The organism is Pseudomonas morbosilactucae (genome assembly GCF_023241715.1).
GTDB classification, from domain to species: Bacteria; Pseudomonadota; Gammaproteobacteria; order Pseudomonadales; family Pseudomonadaceae; genus Aquipseudomonas; species Aquipseudomonas morbosilactucae.
Map to the genome: position 1 here is coordinate 1 of NZ_JALQCW010000070.1, position 16537 is coordinate 16537.

At 65.6% G+C, this 16537-nt stretch carries 19 protein-coding genes and 3 pseudogenes; 16 read left to right on the top strand and 6 right to left on the bottom strand.

Translation table 11 applies throughout. The features are described 5' to 3' along the window. Positions 1-463, top strand: a 463-nt coding sequence (locus tag M1B34_RS24500) for a methyl-accepting chemotaxis protein (RefSeq protein WP_268266445.1), incomplete at its 5' end; no start/stop codon positions are given. A 42-nt stretch (positions 464-505) separates the two neighbouring features. On the opposite strand, the gene M1B34_RS24505 is transcribed toward M1B34_RS24500, so the two are convergent. The 4 genes from M1B34_RS24505 to M1B34_RS24520 are packed head-to-tail and all read right to left on the bottom strand — an operon-like array spanning position 506 to position 3103. Next, positions 506-1819: a sensor histidine kinase gene (locus M1B34_RS24505; RefSeq protein ID WP_268266446.1), complete on the bottom strand. Its 1314-nt coding sequence runs from the start codon at positions 1817-1819 to the stop codon at positions 506-508. After that, complete coding sequence (locus M1B34_RS24510) at positions 1816-2481, bottom strand: response regulator transcription factor (protein WP_123335336.1); 666 nt, start codon at positions 2479-2481, stop codon at positions 1816-1818. The genes M1B34_RS24505 and M1B34_RS24510 overlap by 4 nt, the downstream gene beginning before the upstream one ends. Then, complete coding sequence (locus tag M1B34_RS24515) at positions 2481-2795, bottom strand: PepSY domain-containing protein (protein WP_123335334.1); 315 nt, start codon at positions 2793-2795, stop codon at positions 2481-2483. Before M1B34_RS24515 ends, M1B34_RS24510 begins: the two co-directional genes overlap by 1 nt. Then, the gene (locus M1B34_RS24520) at positions 2795-3103 is read right to left on the bottom strand and encodes a PepSY domain-containing protein (protein WP_268266447.1); all 309 of its coding nucleotides are present in this window, start codon (positions 3101-3103) and stop codon (positions 2795-2797) included. The genes M1B34_RS24515 and M1B34_RS24520 overlap by 1 nt, the downstream gene beginning before the upstream one ends. A 159-nt stretch (positions 3104-3262) precedes the next feature. Between M1B34_RS24520 and M1B34_RS24525 the strand changes: the two genes are divergently transcribed. From M1B34_RS24525 to codA, 11 genes and pseudogenes are all read left to right on the top strand, one after another. Further along, positions 3263-4342, top strand: coding sequence for a patatin-like phospholipase family protein (locus M1B34_RS24525; protein ID WP_268266448.1), 1080 nt, complete (start codon positions 3263-3265; stop codon positions 4340-4342). A gap of 90 nt (positions 4343-4432) precedes the next feature. Further along, a pseudogene (locus tag M1B34_RS24530) lies at positions 4433-4706 on the top strand (type II toxin-antitoxin system RelE/ParE family toxin). An 8-nt stretch (positions 4707-4714) separates the two neighbouring features. Continuing rightward, positions 4715-5014 (top strand): HigA family addiction module antitoxin, encoded by a 300-nt coding sequence (locus M1B34_RS24535; protein WP_123335328.1) that lies wholly within the window; start codon positions 4715-4717, stop codon positions 5012-5014. 173 nt (positions 5015-5187) lie between these two features. After that, positions 5188-5265 (top strand): annotated as a pseudogene (locus M1B34_RS33880) (helix-turn-helix transcriptional regulator); the annotation flags it as partial. 63 nt (positions 5266-5328) lie between these two features. Next, positions 5329-5685: a 6-carboxytetrahydropterin synthase QueD gene (gene queD, locus M1B34_RS24545; RefSeq protein ID WP_123335326.1), complete on the top strand. Its 357-nt coding sequence runs from the start codon at positions 5329-5331 to the stop codon at positions 5683-5685. Between the two features lie 105 nt (positions 5686-5790). Beyond that, complete coding sequence (locus tag M1B34_RS24550; protein WP_268266449.1) at positions 5791-6243, top strand: GNAT family N-acetyltransferase; 453 nt, start codon at positions 5791-5793, stop codon at positions 6241-6243. A 10-nt stretch (positions 6244-6253) separates the two neighbouring features. Then, positions 6254-6775 (top strand): nucleoside 2-deoxyribosyltransferase, encoded by a 522-nt coding sequence (locus M1B34_RS24555; protein WP_268266450.1) that lies wholly within the window; start codon positions 6254-6256, stop codon positions 6773-6775. A 22-nt stretch (positions 6776-6797) separates the two neighbouring features. Then, on the top strand, positions 6798-7421 hold the full coding sequence (locus M1B34_RS24560; RefSeq protein ID WP_268262466.1) for an NUDIX hydrolase: 624 nt from the start codon (positions 6798-6800) through the stop codon (positions 7419-7421). Positions 7422-7627: 206 nt separating this feature from the next. Further along, positions 7628-8899, top strand: coding sequence for a cytosine permease (codB, locus tag M1B34_RS24565; RefSeq protein WP_268266451.1), 1272 nt, complete (start codon positions 7628-7630; stop codon positions 8897-8899). Then, positions 8896-10113, top strand: a complete 1218-nt coding sequence (locus M1B34_RS24570; RefSeq protein WP_268266452.1) for a PucR family transcriptional regulator — start codon at positions 8896-8898, stop codon at positions 10111-10113. Before codB ends, M1B34_RS24570 begins: the two co-directional genes overlap by 4 nt. 23 nt (positions 10114-10136) lie before the next feature. After that, entirely contained in the window at positions 10137-11378 is a 1242-nt protein-coding gene (codA, locus tag M1B34_RS24575; protein WP_268266453.1) for a cytosine deaminase, read from the top strand. 57 nt (positions 11379-11435) lie between these two features. On the opposite strand, the gene M1B34_RS24580 is transcribed toward codA, so the two are convergent. After that, on the bottom strand, positions 11436-12428 hold the full coding sequence (locus M1B34_RS24580) for a diaminopimelate epimerase (RefSeq protein WP_268266454.1): 993 nt from the start codon (positions 12426-12428) through the stop codon (positions 11436-11438). A 379-nt stretch (positions 12429-12807) separates the two neighbouring features. Between M1B34_RS24580 and M1B34_RS24585 the strand changes: the two are divergent. From M1B34_RS24585 to M1B34_RS24595, 3 genes and pseudogenes are all read left to right on the top strand, one after another. Continuing rightward, positions 12808-13958 (top strand): annotated as a pseudogene (locus M1B34_RS24585) (MFS transporter). A 113-nt stretch (positions 13959-14071) separates the two neighbouring features. Next, positions 14072-14509: a hypothetical protein gene (locus tag M1B34_RS24590; protein ID WP_268266455.1), complete on the top strand. Its 438-nt coding sequence runs from the start codon at positions 14072-14074 to the stop codon at positions 14507-14509. Between the two features lie 60 nt (positions 14510-14569). Continuing rightward, positions 14570-15181 (top strand): hypothetical protein, encoded by a 612-nt coding sequence (locus M1B34_RS24595; protein ID WP_268266456.1) that lies wholly within the window; start codon positions 14570-14572, stop codon positions 15179-15181. A 30-nt stretch (positions 15182-15211) separates the two neighbouring features. Here M1B34_RS24595 and M1B34_RS24600 read toward each other — a convergent pair whose 3' ends face one another. Continuing rightward, positions 15212-15820 (bottom strand): NAD(P)H-dependent oxidoreductase, encoded by a 609-nt coding sequence (locus M1B34_RS24600; protein WP_123335305.1) that lies wholly within the window; start codon positions 15818-15820, stop codon positions 15212-15214. Positions 15821-15912: 92 nt separating this feature from the next. On the opposite strand from M1B34_RS24600, the gene M1B34_RS24605 reads away from it, so the two are divergent. Next, positions 15913-16527, top strand: coding sequence for a TetR/AcrR family transcriptional regulator (locus tag M1B34_RS24605; RefSeq protein ID WP_268262459.1), 615 nt, complete (start codon positions 15913-15915; stop codon positions 16525-16527). The last annotated feature ends 10 nt before the right edge of the window (positions 16528-16537 follow it).

The window sequence follows — 16537 nt, forward strand, 5'->3', positions numbered from 1 at the left end:
GGCCCTCAACGCCGCCATCGAGGCCGCCCGGGCCGGTGAGGCCGGACGGGGCTTTGCGGTGGTCGCCGACGAAGTGCGCAACCTGGCCCGACGCACCCAGGAGTCGGTGGAAGAAACCCGCACGGTGATCGAAGCCCTGCAGCAAGGCACCCAAGTGGTGGTGGACGCCATGCACAACAGCCACAGCCAGGCCCAAGGCAGCGTCGAGCACGTGGGCCAGGCGGCCAGCGCCCTGCGCCAGATCGGCGATGCGGTCACGGTGATCAGCGACATGAACCTGCAGATTGCCAGCGCCGCCGAACAGCAAAGCGCGGTGGCCGAAGAGATCAACAGCAATGTGGCGACCATCCGCGACGTCACCGAGTCGCTGTCGGAGCGGGCCAATGAGTCGGCGCGGGTCAGCCGCTCGCTCAACAGCCTGGCCAACCAGCAACAAGGCCTGATGGATCAGTTCCGGGTCTGACCCCATCAACCGCCGGGGCCAAGCGCCCCCGGCCAGCGCCCTTTAGCGGTGGGGCAACTCGATCAGCACTTGCAAGCCCCCCAGGGGGCTCTCGTGCAGTTGCAGCACGCCACCCCAGGCATCGACGATGTCGCGCACGATACCCAGCCCCAGGCCGTGGCCATCGGTCTGTTCATCCAGGCGAGTGCCACGGCTGAACACCTGGGCCCGTTGCGCCTCGGGAATGCCCGGCCCGTCGTCCTCCACCTTCAAACAGAAACCCTCGGCGTTGGCCTCGATGCTCAGGTGAATCTGCGCATCCGCCCATTTGCAGGCGTTGTCCAGCAGATTGCCCAACAGCTCCAGCAAGTCTTCCCGGTCCCAGGGCAATTGCAGCCCTGGCACGCCTTGGTAACTCAACTCCAGGTGCTCGCCGTGGATCATGTTCAAAGTGGCCAGCAGGCCGGGGACCTCGGCATCGCAATCGAATAACGCACCGGGCAACGCATCGCCGGCCAGGCGCGCGCGGTTGAGCTCGCGGTTCAGGCGTTGCTGCACTTGCTCCAGTTGTTCCTGGAGCACCTTGCGCAGCTCCGGGTAGGCCTGCAGCTTGGGGTTCGAGGCCAGGCTCAGCAGCACCGCCAAGGGCGTTTTCAAGGCATGGCCAAGGTTGCCCAAGGCATTGCGCGAGCGCTTGAGGCTGTCTTCGGTATGGGCCAGCAAATGGTTGATCTGCGCCACCAGGGGCTCCAGTTCCAGGGGCACCTGGGCATCGAGCTGGGAGCGCTGGCCCTGCTGCAACTGGGCGATCTGTTCGCGGGCGGTCTCCAGGGGGCGCAGGGCCCGACGCACAGTGACCCGCTGCAACAGCAGAATCAGCAGCAGGCCGGCCACACCCAGGCCCACGCCGATCTGGCGCATGCGTTGGAAGCTCTCGCGGACCGGGGTGTAATCCTGGGCCACGCTGATGGAAATCGACTGCCCCAGGCGGCGGTAGTCACTGCGCAGCACCAGCAACTGCTGGCCTTCGGGGCCCAGTTGCAAGTTGCTTTGCAGACCGACCTGGGGCAACTGCGGCAGCTCCTGGTCCCACAGGGAACGGGAGCGCCAGTGCACGTCGGCAAAATCGATGCGGAAGTAATGCCCGGAGAACGGCCGCTGGTAAGCCGGCGACAGGCGTCGCTCATCCAGCTGCAAGCCTTGGGGGCCGCGCACCAGGGCCAGCAGCAGGTTTTCGCTGTCGTTGCGCAAACCGGCTTCAAGGTAACGCTGCAAGCCCACCTCAAACAGCCAAAGGCTGGTCTGGGCCAGCACCAGACCAACCACCAGCATCACGCTGATCAGGCCCAGGCTCAGGCGGCGCTGGATCGACCTCACGCCGCCCCGCCAAACAGGTAGCCCTGGCCGCGACGGGTTTCAATCACGCTTTTGCCGAGCTTGCGCCGCAGGTGGTTGACGTGGACCTCCAGCACATTGGAGTCGCGCTCGGTCTCGCCGTCGTACAGGTGTTCGGCCAAGTGGCTTTTGGACAGGATCTGCTGCGGGTGCAGCATGAAGTAGCGCAGCAGGCGAAACTCGGCGGCGGTCAGCTGGATGTCTTCGCCGTCGCGCACCACGCACTGGCGGCCTTCATCTAGGTGCAGGCCGGCCGCCTTGAGGGTCGGCTGGTTGGCCTGGCCGTGGGAGCGGCGCAAAAGAGCCTGGACCCGCAAGTGCAACTCTTCAGGATGGAAAGGTTTGCTCAGGTAGTCATCGGCCCCCGCCTTGAGCCCCTCGATGCGCTCGGCCCAGGAACTCCGCGCGGTGAGGATCAGCACCGGCGTCGCAAGCCCGCCGGCGCGCCACTGGGCCAGCACCTCCAGGCCCGGCAAGCCCGGCAGGCCCAGGTCGAGAATGATCAGGTCGTAAGGTTCACTGGCCCCCTGGTAGACCGCATCGCGGCCATCGGCCAGCCAGTCCACCGCATAGCCCTGGCGGTTGAGGCCTTCAAGCAGCTCATCGGCCAGGGACACATGGTCTTCCACCAACAACAGGCGCATCAGTCGTCTTCCTCGTCTTTCAATAAACGCCCGGTGGCGGCTTCAAGGTCAATCTCGCGGACCACGCCGTCGGTGGTCAGCAACTCGACTTCATAAATGTACACATCGTGTTTTTCTTCCAGCTCGGCTTCCAGCAACTTGGCCCCGGGGTAGCGGTCCATGGCCTGCTGCAGCAGTTGCTCCAGCGGCAGGATCACCCCCTGCTGACGCAGGCGCAGGGCTTCGTCCTGGTCCAGGTCGCGGGCCAGCGCCACGGAGCAAAAAGCCAGAAGCGCCAGGGCCAATCGACGGCCGGCGCGCAGATTCGACTTCATTAATTATCCTGATGATCCTTGAGGACCTGGCCGCTCACGGCGTCCAATTCCAGGTCCCATTCAACGCCTTGGGGATCGCGCAATTCCACCTGGTAGATGTACTTGCCGTATTCCTCTTCCAGTTCGGTTTCATTGACGGTGGAACCCGGGTGCCGGGCCACGGCCGTGGCGTTGAGTTTTTCGAAGGACACAATAGTACCAGCGTCACGCAGGCGCAGGGCTTCATCGGGGCCCAGATCACGGGCGTGTGCCAGGTTGGCAGTCAGGGTAACGAGGGCAGCGGTAAACAGGACAGTCAGGGTTTTCATCGGAAGTCTCCGGGACATACGGGCTAGCGGATGCTGCGCACGTTAACCGACTGAACTTAATTGAAACTGAATGGCCATCATTGCCGGGGCTGAAGTTTCACTCGGCCGATCCCGCCACTCCTCTTTATACTCACCCGCTTGCCAGAGACTGAGGCCGGTATGACCGCTATCCACATCAAGTTCCCCGCCCTGACCCTCAAGGCCGGCCCCCGCGCCTGGGCACGCATCCGCCAGCAAGGCCTCAGCGCGGCCGATGTGGGCACCCTGCCCGGCGCCGCCGGCGGGCCCAAGGCCCTGGGCATCCAGGGGCTGGACCTGGCGCTGTTCGGTGAGTGGCTGCCGGCGGCGCCAAGGGAGCGCTCGCTGATCGGCGCTTCGGTGGGCTCCTGGCGCTTCGCCAGTGCCTGCCTGCCGAACGCAGTCGAAGGCCTGCAGCGCCTGGGCCGGCTGTACAACGCGCAGCGTTTTGCCAAAGGCGTGACCATGGCGCACATCAGCCAAAGCTCCCAGCGCATGCTCGACGAATTGCTGGACGGCCACGACGCGTCGATCCTCGACAACCCCCATTACCGCCTCAACATCATGGTGGTGAAGAGCCACGGCCTGCTCGCCGATGACCATCGCGGCCGCCTGGGGCTGGGGCTGTCCTCGGTGATCGCCGATAACCTGCGGGGCCGCGCGCGGCTCTCACGGCACTTCGAACGCCTGGTGCTGCACGACCCGCGCCTGGCGCCGCCGCTGCACGCCCTGAACGACTTCCCTTCGCGCTTCGTGCCCCTGGACCTGGGCAACTTGCGCCAGGCCCTGCTGGCCTCGGGTTCCATCCCCATGGTCATGCAAGGGGTGCGCGACCTACCCGGCGCCGGAGCCGGCACCTTCCGCGACGGTGGCCTGCTGGACTACCACCTGGACCTGCCCTACAGCGGTGACGACGTGGTGCTGTACCCGCACTTCACCGACAAGGTCATCCCCGGCTGGTTCGACAAAGGCCTGCCCTGGCGGCGCGGCGATACCGGGCGCCTGCAAGACGTGCTTCTGCTGGCACCGTCGAAGCAGTACCTGGCCCGCCTGCCCTACGGCAAGCTGCCGGACCGTAACGACTTCAAACGCTTTATGGGCGACGACGCCGGCCGGCAGAAATACTGGCGCAGCGCCATGGACGAAAGCCGACGCCTGGGCGATGAATTCCTCGAACTCGCCAGCACCGGCCGCCTGGGAGACCACCTGCTGACCCTTTAGTCGTCGAACTGGCTATTCAACCAAGCGCTGAATACCCAATGAATCAGCGCACACTCGCGCCTTAACGAGCAACGTTAAGCATTCATAGCCATGATTCGAAGCTTCGCATGCGCGGACACGGAAGCGCTCTTCAGAACCGGGAAAACGCGACGCTGGGGCGATATCAAATCCGTCGCCGAACGCAAGCTAGCGGTGCTGGACGCCGCCAATGAGCTTCGCGACCTGGGCTCACCGCCCGGCAACCGCCTTGAGCCCCTGCGCGGGAATCGGGCCGGACAGCATTCGGATCAATGATCAATGGCGCGTGTGCTTCGTCTGGTCCGAAGAAGGCCCTGAAAACGTTGAAATTGTCGATTACCACTGAGGTACATCATGCTCAAAAATGGCATGCGACCCGTACACCCTGGCGAGATCCTGCGTGAGGACTTCCAGAAAGAAATGGGCTTCAGCGCTGCTGCCCTGGCCCGCGCACTCGGCGTCGCCACCCCCACCGTGAACAACATCCTGCTTGAACGCGGCGGGGTTTCTGCCGACATGGCATTACGCCTGGCCATCTGCCTCGACACCACTCCAGAGTTCTGGCTCAACCTGCAGACCACCTACGAGCTGCGCAAGGCTGAACAGGAGCATGGAGCGGAAATAGCCGGAGTCGTACAACGATGGGTTGCCTGAAGCGCAACAAAGCTGGCCTTCCCGGGTGAACGGTGAAGCCCTGAGTCGACAGCACGCCCCCGGGCTGGGCAGTCGAGTTCAGAACCGCCAGAAAGCACTGGCCTTGGCCGCAATACGGTTATCGGAGGATCAGCGAGGGCTGATTCCCAAAACAGGTTAGACTAGGCGCCAATTCGGTCGCCTGGCGCCCATCGGCCATGGTCGAATGGAGCACTTCAATGACGCCCAGTCACGACCCATCAGTACGTTGATCAGTACACCCCCTACTGGCAACCACCTAAAACCCGCGCTACACAAGCCCTACAGGTCACACCGTGGAAATCTTCAAAGAATTTACCTTCGAATCCGCCCATCGCCTGCCCCACGTACCGGAAGGCCACAAATGCGGGCGCCTGCACGGCCACTCGTTCAAGGTGGGCATCCATCTGAGTGGCGACATTGACCCGCACACCGGCTGGATTCGCGATTTCTCGGAAATCAAGGCGATCTTCAAGCCGCTGTACGAGCGCCTGGACCATAACTACCTGAACGACATTCCTGGCCTGGAAAACCCCACCAGCGAAGTGCTCGCCCAGTGGATCTGGAATGAGCTCAAACCCCTGCTGCCCGAGCTCAGTGCGATCCGCATCCACGAGACCTGCACCAGCGGCTGCATCTACCGCGGCGAGTAAGCCCGGCGCACAAAACCACCCCAGGGTGGTTTTTTTATGCCCAGGCGTTCCCACGCCTAAGCTTTACCGCAACCTCAGCCATCCCTGCGCCGGAGCCCGCGTCCCATGTCGCCGATCATTCGTCCCGCCGTCCTCGCCGACCTGCCCGCCATCGAGCGCATTGCCAAAAGTGCCTATGCGCCCTACATCGCCCGCATCGGCCGCGAGCCGGCCCCCATGCTCGAGGACTATTCCTGCCTGGTGCTGGCGCAGCAGGCCTGGGTGCTGGAAGAGGACGAAACGATCGCCGGCTTTATCGTCCTGCTCGACGCCCAGGAAGCCCTGTTGCTGGACAACGTCGCCATCAGCCCCGAGGCCCAGGGCCAGGGGCATGGCCGTCGATTGCTGGCGTTTGCCGAACAACAGGCACGCTTGGCCGGTCACAGCTGTGTGCGCCTGTACACCAACCAGGCCATGACCGAAAACATTGCCCTGTACGGCCGCCACGGTTATGTGGAAACCCACCGCGCGGTGGAACACGGCCTGCACCGGGTGTACATGAGCAAGTCCCTGGATTGAGGAAAGCCCCATGCCCGCGCGTATCTACCTGGCCGGCTTCGATGTGTTCCGCGTCGATGCCATCGCCCACGGCGACTACCTGAAAAGCCTGTGCAGCGCCCAGGGCCTGCAAGGCCTCTACCCCTTCGACAACCAGGTCCCCGAGCACCTGCCGCCACCGCTCAAGGCGCAGCAGATCTGCCAGCAGAACCTGCAGATGATCCGCGACTGCGACGCCGTGCTGGTCAACCTGAACAACTTTCGCGGCCTGGAACCGGACTCCGGCAGCGCCTTCGAAGTGGGCATGGCGGTGGCCCTGGGCAAGCCGGTGTGGGCCTACTTCGACGGCCCCGCGACCTTGCGCGAGCAAGTGCCCCACGACGCCGAAGGTCGCGATGCCCAGGGCTTCCTGGTGGAAGACTTCGGGCTGTCACGCAACCTGATGCTGGCCTGCACCTGGGCCGGCTGCAGCGCCACGGTGGAAGCCGCCGTGCAGCAGCTCCAGCAACACCTGGGCCGCCCCACAGCCGCCAGCGCGACCCCGGACCACTGATCAACCCAACAAGGAATCGTCCATGGAAAGCCACTGGCTGACCCAGGCCAAACGCTTGCAAGCCATCGCCTCGACCGGCCTGCATTTTTGCCGCGACCCGTTCGATCGCGAGCGTTACCAGGAAATCGCCGACATCGCCCACGGCCTGCTGGCGCAACTGGGCAACGTGCCCCTGGAACGCATCACCGGGCTGGTCTCGGACTTTGCCCAGCGCTACTCGACACCCATGGTTGAAGTGCGCGGCGCCCTGATCGAGAACGACAAGATCCTCCTGGTGCGCGAACAGAACGACGAGCGCTGGGCCCTGCCCGGTGGCTACGCCGACGTCGGCTTGTCGGCGGCGGAAAACATCGTCAAGGAGATCCGCGAGGAAGCCGGGCTTGAGGTCGCGGTGCAAGCACTGTACTGCGTGCGGCACAAAGCCAAGGGCCCGTACAAAGCCGACGCCCGGGACTTCTACAAGCTGTATTTCCTCTGTACCCGCCTTGACCAGAGCGCCCCCCGGGCCCAGGGCGAAACCACCGACGCGGGCTTTTTCGCCCTCGACGCGCTGCCCGAACTGTCCCAAGGCCGCACCGTGGAACGGGACCTGGAAGAAGCCTTCGCCTTCCAGCGCGGTGACACCACCCTGACCCTGTTCGATTGATGGCCAAGCGGTGATCCAATCTGTATCACCGCTGCACCGCTTTCGTGCCGAACTGGGCACGGCGCCCCACCTCAACGGCAAAAATCGACGCGTTGGCTATAAACCTTGTGCAGGTTGCACAAGCGGCGCTGTGCGTCGATCACCCCGGGCGGGTTGGCACGACCACTGCAAAGGGCCTGTATCCCCCACCCGACCGGAGCAGGCCCATGACCCAGAACGATCCAGGCAACGACTACCCCTTGAGCGAAGTGCCCATGCACGCCCGCAAAGGCCTGGCCTCCACGGCAATGGTGCTGCTGGGCTTCACCTTTTTCACCGCCACCATGTTCGCCGGCGGCAAGCTGGGGGTGGCCTTCAGCTTCGGGGAAATGCTCGGGGTGATTGTCCTCGGCAACCTGCTGCTGGGGCTGTACGCCGCCGGCCTGGGCTACATCGCCTTCAAGAGCGGGCTGAACTCAGTATTGATGGGGCGTTTCTGTTTCGGTGAAGTGGGCAGCAAGCTCAGCGACCTGATCCTCGGCTTCACCCAGATCGGCTGGTACGCCTGGGGCACCGCCACCGCCGCGGTGGTGCTGGGCAAATACTTCGAACTGAGCCAAGGCACGGTGCTGGGGTTGATGGTGCTGTTCGGCATGGTGTTCTGCGCCACCGCCTACATCGGCTATCGCGGCCTGGAAATCCTCTCCTACATCGCGGTGCCAGCCATGGCCTTGTTGCTGTTGCTGTCGATGTGGGTGGCCACGGTCAAGGTCGGCGGCCTCGACGGCCTGATGGCCGTGGTGCCCAGCGGCAGCCTGGACCTGTCCACCGCCATCACCCTGGTGTTCGGGACCTTTGTCAGCGGCGCCACCCAGGCCACCAACTGGACCCGTTTCTCACGCTCGGCCAAGGTGGCCGTGCTTGCCAGCCTGATCGGCTTCTTTATCGGCAATGGCCTGATGGTGCTGATCGGGGCCTACGGCGCCATCGTCTACCAGCAACCGGACGTGGTCGAAGTGCTGCTGTTGCAAGGTTTCGCCCTGGCGGCCATGGCCATGCTTCTGCTGAACATCTGGAGCACCCAGGACAACACCATCTACAACTTCGCCGTGGCCGGCTGCAACCTGCTGCGCACCGGCCGCCGCAAGACCGTCACCCTGGTCGGCGCGGTGATCGGCACCCTGCTGGCCCTGCTCGGCATGTACGACATGCTGGTGCCCTACCTGATTTTGCTGGGCACGGTGATCCCACCGATTGGCGGGGTGATCATGGCCGACTTCTTCTACCGCTATCGCGGCCATTACCCACGCCTGGCCGACACCCGCTTGCCGGCCTTCAATTGGCCCGGCCTGAGTGCCTACGCCATCGGCACCGTGGCCGCGTTCAGCTCGCCGTGGGTCGCGCCCCTGGTGGGCATCGGCGCGGCGGCCCTGAGCTACGTGCTGATCAGCGCGGTGCTCGGCTCCCGCGCGCCCGTCGCCGTCGACGCCCGGGCATGAGCCTGACTGTCGAAGACGTGCTGGCCCTGCCGGGGCTGGAGTCCATGCAACTGCGGGCCGGCGCGGTCGGCCTGGGCAACCCGGTGCGCTGGCCCTACGTAGCGGAAAACAGCGGCATCGCCGACTGGGTGCTGGGGGGCGAGCTGGTGTTCGTCACCGGCATCAACCACCCGCGGGACGAAACCAACCTCCTGCAATTGCTGGATGAAGCCCGCGAACGCCGGGTGGCCGGGGTGGTGATCCTCACCGGCACCGACTATATCCAGGCGATTCCACCACGGGTGCTGGCCGAGGCCGAGGCGGCCGGGCTGCCGCTGATCGAGCAGCCCTACTGGTTGAAAATGGTGCTGGTGACCCAAGCCATCGGTTCCGCACTGGTGCAGGCCGAACAACTGGGTCGTTCGCGCCACGAGGTGCTGGAGCGGCTGCTGGCCGGCGAGTACCAGTCCCTGGACCTGCTGCTGCAGCGCGCCGGGCAACTGGGCATGGCCCTCCAAGGCCAGTGGCAGGTGGCACAACTGCACCTTGAAGGCGGTGACGGCCTGTTCGTCCAGGGCCATGCCGACGCCGCCCAAGCCCAACTGGACCGCCAGCGCGATAGCATCGCCCGGCACCTGCGGCAACTGGCCCGGGAGCACTGGCCCGAATGCCCGGTGCTCGGGCGTGCCGGGCAATGGCACCTGCTGCTGCCCGCCGCCGATGCCAGCGCCGCCCAAGCCAACCGTCAGCGCCTGGCCACCTGGCTGAAACAGCTGAATCCGCGCCTGGCACCGCTGAAACTGCTGATCGGCCTCAGCGCCGCCGGGCACCGCGCGGCGGATCTGCCCCAGGCCCAGGATCAGGCGCGTCAGGCCCTGACAGCGGCCCGGCGTTTCAGCGAACGTGCCGGCCTGTGTGTCTACGACGAGCTGGGTGTGCTCAAATTGCTCAGCGGCGTGCACAACCGCGCCTTGCTCGACCAGTTTCTGGAGGAACGCCTCGGCCCGCTGTTGCGCCATGACCGGCGCCACGGCCCCAGCCTGATGCCGACCCTGGAAGCCTGGTTCCATGAAAACGCCAACCTGATGGCTGCGGCCCAGCGCCTGGCGGTGCATCGCAACACCCTGACTCACCGTGTCCAGCGCATAGAGGCCCTGACCGGCCTGGCACTGGACCATCCATACGACCGTCTGGACATCGGCGTGGCGCTGATGATCTGGCGGCTATCCGCCTGATTGCCTGAACGAGGAACTGCCCAATGCTTATCACCAACGCCCGCTTGCGCCACCGTGAAGGCTTGCACCAACTGCACCTGGAAAACGGCCGCATCGCCCGCATTGCCCGGCAAACCGAAGCCCCGACCCTGGGCCCCGACGACCTCGACGCCGCCGGCAATCTTGTGGTGCCGCCCTTTGTCGAGCCGCACATTCACTTGGACGCCACCCTCACTGCCGGCGAACCGCGCTGGAACATGAGCGGCACCCTGTTCGAAGGCATCGAGTGCTGGGGCGAACGCAAGGCCACCATCACCCAGGAAGACACCAAGACCCGGGCCAAGAAAACCATCCGCACCCTGGCCGCCCACGGCATCCAGCATGTGCGCACCCACGTCGACGTCACCGACCCGGACCTCACCGCCCTCAAGGCCATGCTCGAAGTGCGTGAAGACAGCGCGCACCTGATCGACCTGCAGATCGTCGCCTTCCCCCAGGAGGGCATCGAGTCGTACCGCAATGGCCGGGAACTGATGGAAGAAGCCATTCGCCTGGGCGCCGACGTGGTGGGCGGCATTCCGCACTTTGAATACACCCGCGACCAGGGCGTGAGTTCGGTGAAGTTCCTCATGGACCTGGCCGAGCGCACGGGCTGCCTGGTGGACGTGCACTGCGACGAAACCGACGACCCTCACTCGCGCTTTCTCGAAGTGCTGGCCGAAGAAGCCCGCAGCCGCGACATGGGCGCCCGGGTCACCGCCAGCCACACCACCGCCATGGGCTCCTACGACAACGCCTACTGCGCCAAGCTGTTTCGCCTGCTCGGGCATTCGGGCATCAGCTTTGTTTCCTGCCCCACCGAAAGCATCCACCTGCAGGGGCGCTTCGACAGCTTCCCGAAACGCCGGGGCGTCACCCGGGTCAACGAGCTGCTGGAAGCCGGGATGAACGTGTGTTTCGGCCAGGACTCCATCGTCGACCCCTGGTACCCCCTGGGCAACGGCAACATCCTGCGGGTCCTGGAAGCCGGGCTGCACATCTGCCACATGCTCGGTTACCGCAACCTGCAGAACGCCCTGGACCTGGTCACCGACAACAGCGCCAAGGCCCTGGCCCTCGGTGACGGCTACGGCCTGGAAGAAGGACGACCGGCCAACCTGCTGATCCTCTCGGCGGACAGCGACTACGAAGTGATCCGCAGTCAGGGCCTGCCGCTGTACTCGATCCGCCACGGCAAGGTGCTGATGCAACGGCAGATGGCGCAGTTCGAACTGCGGGAGGGTTGAAGGCGTGCGCTGGCGGCCTCGCGGTCGCCAGCGTCAAACGGCAGAGTCAGCGCGCGTTCAGGGAATCGAATGCGCGGTGCCGAACAAGCTCACGCGCACCAGCTCACCGTTGTGCTCGTCCAGGCGCAAAGGCGCGGTGCCACCCGGCATCACCACCTCCACCCGCCCGGCCTTGACCCAACCCACCCGCCACGCGGCACTGGCCACCGCGCTGGCGCTGGTGCCGGATGACGCGGTCGGCCCCTCGCCCCGCTCGAATACCCGGGCCACCAGGCGACCCTCGGACTCACGTGCCGCCCATTGCAGGTTGACCCCCGCCGGGCAGGGCTGGCCACTGCCCACCGGCAAGGCAAAAGCCGTCCGGGTCAGGCCCTCGGCCAAGGGCGCCTGGCCCATCTGCTGATTGCTCGGCAGCGCTGCGGCGTCACTCACCAGGGTCACGCAATGGGGGTTGCCGATGCGCACGAACTGGCTGTGCCCCCACTGTTCATGCAAGGCCTGCAACGCCGGCACCCGGCTCAGTTCGCGCCCTTCCAACTGCACCACCTGCACGCCACTGGCCGCCACTGCCTGCGGGCCAAACCCCGGTTGCCCGAGGTCCAGCCAAAACCCCGACTGCCCCTGTACCTGGGCCGGTTCGACCTGGGTCGGCACGGGCGACGGACCGCTCGCCTGATCGTGATGAACCCGCAACTCGCTGGGCCCCTGGGTCGGCAACAGCCCTTGCTCGGTCAGGGCCAGGGAGAAAATCGTCAGGCCATTGCCACTGCGCTCGGCCAGGGTGCCGTCGGTGTTGACGATCAGCAGGTCAAACGGCGGCTGCCTCTGAAACGGCCCCACCAGCAAGCCATCGCTGCGATGGGCCTTGGCCCCGGCCGGACGCTGGCCCGGCGCCCAGTCACAGAGCGCCTCGATGGCCTGCCCGGTCCACTGCGCCCGGGCCTGGGCGGCTTCGCCAGCCTGGGCCGGCAGCGCAATACCCAGCGCACGCAGGGCCTCGGGGGCCACCACACCATAGATATTGCCCCGTGCATCGTAAAAAGCCGCCATGGCCGTTTCTCCAGAAAAATCGTGGCGCAGACAGTACTGCCAATGCCCTGGCGCGGCCAAGCCCAGTTCGTGCCGTGATCAACACTCGGCGCAGCCGGTCCGGCTGTGGTCATTGATCCTGGGCTTGATTCGCCCGGGCGATCCCGCCGCGCCGACTGCAACCTTCAGCGCCCTGACCGGTCACAGCCCTGGGCGCTGGCAACCGGCCCTCGCGGCCGCCGGCCTGATGTGCAAGGATGTCGCGTTTTCTGCCGCCGCTGCACCACAGCCTCTGTACATTCCAGCACCCGCGGCATCCAGCCCAGGGCCGCTGAAACGGCACACTGGGTCAGCCAGGGTTTCCCCGCCGGGGCCTGGCCTGATCGACAAGGACTGATCTATGACCGCTATCAACTCCCATACCCAGGTCACGCCCGGGCGCCTTGAACAGATGTCCACGCGCATCGCCTTTTTCATCGCCGGCTTCGGCATCGCCGCCTGGGCGCCCCTGGTGCCCTACGCCAAGGCCCGGGCCAACCTGGACGAAGGCACCCTCGGCCTGTTGCTGCTGTGCCTGGGGGTGGGCTCGATTCTGTCGATGCCGATCGCCGCGCCCTGGCCTCGCGCTATGGCTGCCGTCGAGTGATGGCCGGTGGTTCGTTGCTCATCTGCCTGGCCTTGCCGCTGCTGGCCACCGTCACCTCGATTCCGTTGCTGGTAGCCGGCCTGTTCCTGTTCGGCGCGGGCCTGGGCTGCGTGGATTCCACCGTCAACCTGCAGGCGGTGATCGTCGAACGGGCCAGTGGCAAGACCATGATGTCGGGCTTCCACGGGCTGTTCAGCCTGGGCGGCATCGTCGGTGCCGCCGGGGTCAGCGCTTTGCTGGGCCTGGGCCTGTCGCCCCTGGGCGCCACCCTGGTGGTGGTCGTGCTGATCCTCATCGCCCTGCTCAAGGCCGCTCCGCACATGCTGCCCTACGGCAGCCAGAGTGCCGGCCCGGCCTTCGCCGTGCCCCATGGCGTGGTGCTGTTTATCGGTTGCCTGTGCTTTATCGTGTTTCTCGCCGAGGGCGCGGTGCTGGACTGGAGCGCCGTGTTCCTCACCGCCGAACGCAACCTGGACGCGGCCTACGCCGGCCTCGGCTACGCCGCCTTCGCCCTGACCATGACCGCCGGACGCCTGACCGGGGACGCCATCGTCCACCGCCTGGGGGCCCGCCGGGTGATCTTCATCGGCGGCGCCACGGCGGCCAGCGGCCTGCTGCTGGCCACCCTGGCACCGGCCTGGGAAGCCGCGCTGGTGGGCTACGCCCTGGTCGGCGCGGGCTGTTCCAACATCGTGCCGGTGCTGTACACCGCTGTGGGCAAACAGACCGTCATGCCGGAAAGCATCGCCGTACCGGCCATCACCACCCTGGGCTACGCCGGCATTCTCGCGGGCCCGGCGGTGATCGGTTTCGTCGCCCATGGCAGCAGCCTGAGCGTGGCCTTTGGCCTGATTGCCGTGCTGCTGTTGGCCGTCGCCGTCAGCGGCAAAATACTCAAGGTCTGAGGGCTGCCGCGCCGACGATTCGCGTTTGTGGGTCAAGGCATTACAGAGCATTTCCCCGACGCTTTGAGTCTGGAATCATGGGCGCCTTCATCAAGACAAGGACTCGGTCTTCCATGCAGCCTTTCTCTCTACGCCACACCCTCTGTGCCCTGCTGCTCACCGGCAGCAGCGCCTTCGCCGCCGACCCGCAGGAAACGCACCTCTACTACGGCATGGTTCCCGGCGAATACGCCGTGATCGGCCAGGAACCGGACGGCGGCGCGGCCTATCGAGGCCACGCCAGCATCCGCTTCGAAAACGGCGCCCTGAGCCTGGTGAAAACCGTCAACGGCATCACCACCCGGGCCATCGGCAAGGTCACCCGCACCACCATCGCCAAAGCCGACGTCCTCAGCTTCACCTGGCCCGAGCACGGCGCCACCTGTCTGGTAAGGGGCGACCTGGACAACTACAGCCGCCTGACCTGCTACTGGACCCGCAACGGTGTGGACCACAAGGCCCCGGGGCTGGAAGCCTATTTCCCCACCGCCACCTGGCCACAAGCCGAATAAGGCCCGGCGCCAAGGGCCACCCCAGCGCCTCGATCCTGCCCTCTTCATTCAGGTAATGTCATGACCGCAGCAACCCCTACCGCCAACGCCGCCGAACGCACCTTCTGGGACTGGTTCACCCGCCAGGAAGCACGCCTGTTCGCCTTCGAATTTCCCGACGAGCCCCTGCTGGATGAACTGGCCAAGGCCCTGTCGCACGTTGCCCCTGAACTGACCTTCGAACTGGGCCCCATCACCGATGGCAAACGGGAGTTTGTCATCAGCGCTGGCGGCATCCTCGAAGCCTTCCCGGCCGTGGAGTCGCTGCACCGCTGCGCCCCCGACCTGCCACGCTGGCACTGGACCGCCTTCCGGCAGCGCATGCAAACCCTCTATGACCTGGGCATGGGCGAACATCGGGTGAGCGCCGACGACGTGCATTACCTGTTGGCGGCGGACGAGCCGAAAGTCGGCATCGCCTTGTTCTTCGACGACTACCACGAGGAGCGCCACAGCGAGTTCCAGCAACTCGCCTACCTGTTCCTCGACCAGGCCCTGGGGGAATACGCGGTGGAAACCCAAGTAGGCTTTATCGAAGTCCTGCCACGCACCTCGGAGTACTTCCAGCGCGCCTACCCCCTGCGTGAACTGCCCGGGCACTTTGATCATTACTGGGGCAACACCACCACCTGAACCACCTGCACGGGCGCGCCCTTGCTCGCCCTATCCGACATTGGCCAGCGCTGGGACAAACAGTTGCCGCCCCAACTCCAGCGCCGCCGCCTCATGGGCGGCCGGGTCCTGAGTTTCCGAGTCCAGGCACAGTTGCCAGGTGCGGACCGGGGCGCCGCAGTAATCGAAAATCCCGTGTTCGATCTGGGTGCGCATGGCGTGCTCGTAGCCGTGGCGCTCATAGGTCGGGGCGTCGGCGCCGCCCACGGCCAACAGGTGCACCGGCAAGCGGCCGAGCTTCTTCACCAGCTTGGCCTCAGGGCTGAAATCAAAGGCCCAACCATTGGCGAACACCCGGTCGATCCAGCCCTTGAGCAGCCCCGGCATCGACCACCAGTACACTGGGAACACCAGCACCAGAGCGTCGGCGCGGTCGAGCCGAGCCTGCTCGGCGGCCACATCCGCCGGGGGTGCGGCTTGCTGGCGATGCACGGCGTGGTCCGCCGGGCCGAAGCGCGGGTCGAACCCTTCGGCCCAGAGGTCGGCGGTTTCATGGGAATGCCCGGCCTGCGTCCGGTCGATGCCCAGGGCCACCTGGGCCGCGAGATGGTGGGTCAGGGAACGGGGATCGTGATGGGCAACAACGATAAGCGCATGCATGGGCACACTCCTGGGCAATGATTGCGAGGGCAGCACGGACCTTATATGCTGCATCAAGTTACTTTTAGTAAGTTACTTTTGGTAGGTTATTCATGTCAAGCCACCCACACGATCCTTCTGCTGCGCCCCCCAAACGCCGCCTGGCCCGGGATGAACGGCAGCGCCAACTGCTCGACGTCGCCTGGCAACTGGTCCGCGACGAAGGCAGCGACGCCCTGACCCTGGGCCGCCTGGCCGAGCTGGCTGGAGTCACCAAGCCCGTGACCTATGACCATTTCGGCACCCGGGCCGGGTTGCTGGCGGCGCTGTATCAGGATTTCGACGGCCGCCAGACCCGGCTGCTGGACACAGCCCTGGAACACAGCGACGCCACCCTGATCAGCCGGGCCCGGGTGATTGCCGGGGCCTATGTGGCCTGCGTGCTGCTGCAAGGGCGGGAAATTCCCGGGGTGATCGCGGCCCTGGCCAGCTCGCCGGAACTGGAGCAGATCAAGGGCGAGTACGAGGCGATCTTCATGGACAAGTGCCGTGCCGCCCTCGCCCCCTTTGTCGGCACCGGCCAGATCTCCAACGCCGGCTTGCGGGCCATGCTCGGGGCGGCGGAAGCCCTGTCCCACGGCGCGGCCACCGGCGAGCTCAGCGCCGAGCAGGCCGAGGAAGAGTTGTTTGCGGTGATCGTGGCGATGGTCGAGCGCAGCCAGCGCTGAAGCGCTCGGG

Coding starts and splice junctions, on each gene's coding strand:
- M1B34_RS24510 (WP_123335336.1), bottom strand. CDS start 2,481: ATGCGCCTGTTGTTGGTGGAAGACCATGTGTCCCTGGCCGATGAGCTG.
- M1B34_RS24570 (WP_268266452.1), top strand. CDS start 8,896: ATGAGCCTGACTGTCGAAGACGTGCTGGCCCTGCCGGGGCTGGAGTCC.
- M1B34_RS24560 (WP_268262466.1), top strand. CDS start 6,798: ATGGAAAGCCACTGGCTGACCCAGGCCAAACGCTTGCAAGCCATCGCC.
- M1B34_RS24520 (WP_268266447.1), bottom strand. CDS start 3,103: ATGAAAACCCTGACTGTCCTGTTTACCGCTGCCCTCGTTACCCTGACT.
- M1B34_RS24550 (WP_268266449.1), top strand. CDS start 5,791: ATGTCGCCGATCATTCGTCCCGCCGTCCTCGCCGACCTGCCCGCCATC.
- M1B34_RS24535 (WP_123335328.1), top strand. CDS start 4,715: ATGCTCAAAAATGGCATGCGACCCGTACACCCTGGCGAGATCCTGCGT.
- M1B34_RS24525 (WP_268266448.1), top strand. CDS start 3,263: ATGACCGCTATCCACATCAAGTTCCCCGCCCTGACCCTCAAGGCCGGC.
- M1B34_RS24600 (WP_123335305.1), bottom strand. CDS start 15,820: ATGCATGCGCTTATCGTTGTTGCCCATCACGATCCCCGTTCCCTGACC.
- M1B34_RS24590 (WP_268266455.1), top strand. CDS start 14,072: ATGCAGCCTTTCTCTCTACGCCACACCCTCTGTGCCCTGCTGCTCACC.
- M1B34_RS24595 (WP_268266456.1), top strand. CDS start 14,570: ATGACCGCAGCAACCCCTACCGCCAACGCCGCCGAACGCACCTTCTGG.
- M1B34_RS24515 (WP_123335334.1), bottom strand. CDS start 2,795: ATGAAGTCGAATCTGCGCGCCGGCCGTCGATTGGCCCTGGCGCTTCTG.
- codB (WP_268266451.1), top strand. CDS start 7,628: ATGACCCAGAACGATCCAGGCAACGACTACCCCTTGAGCGAAGTGCCC.
- M1B34_RS24605 (WP_268262459.1), top strand. CDS start 15,913: ATGTCAAGCCACCCACACGATCCTTCTGCTGCGCCCCCCAAACGCCGC.
- M1B34_RS24555 (WP_268266450.1), top strand. CDS start 6,254: ATGCCCGCGCGTATCTACCTGGCCGGCTTCGATGTGTTCCGCGTCGAT.
- codA (WP_268266453.1), top strand. CDS start 10,137: ATGCTTATCACCAACGCCCGCTTGCGCCACCGTGAAGGCTTGCACCAA.
- M1B34_RS24580 (WP_268266454.1), bottom strand. CDS start 12,428: ATGGCGGCTTTTTACGATGCACGGGGCAATATCTATGGTGTGGTGGCC.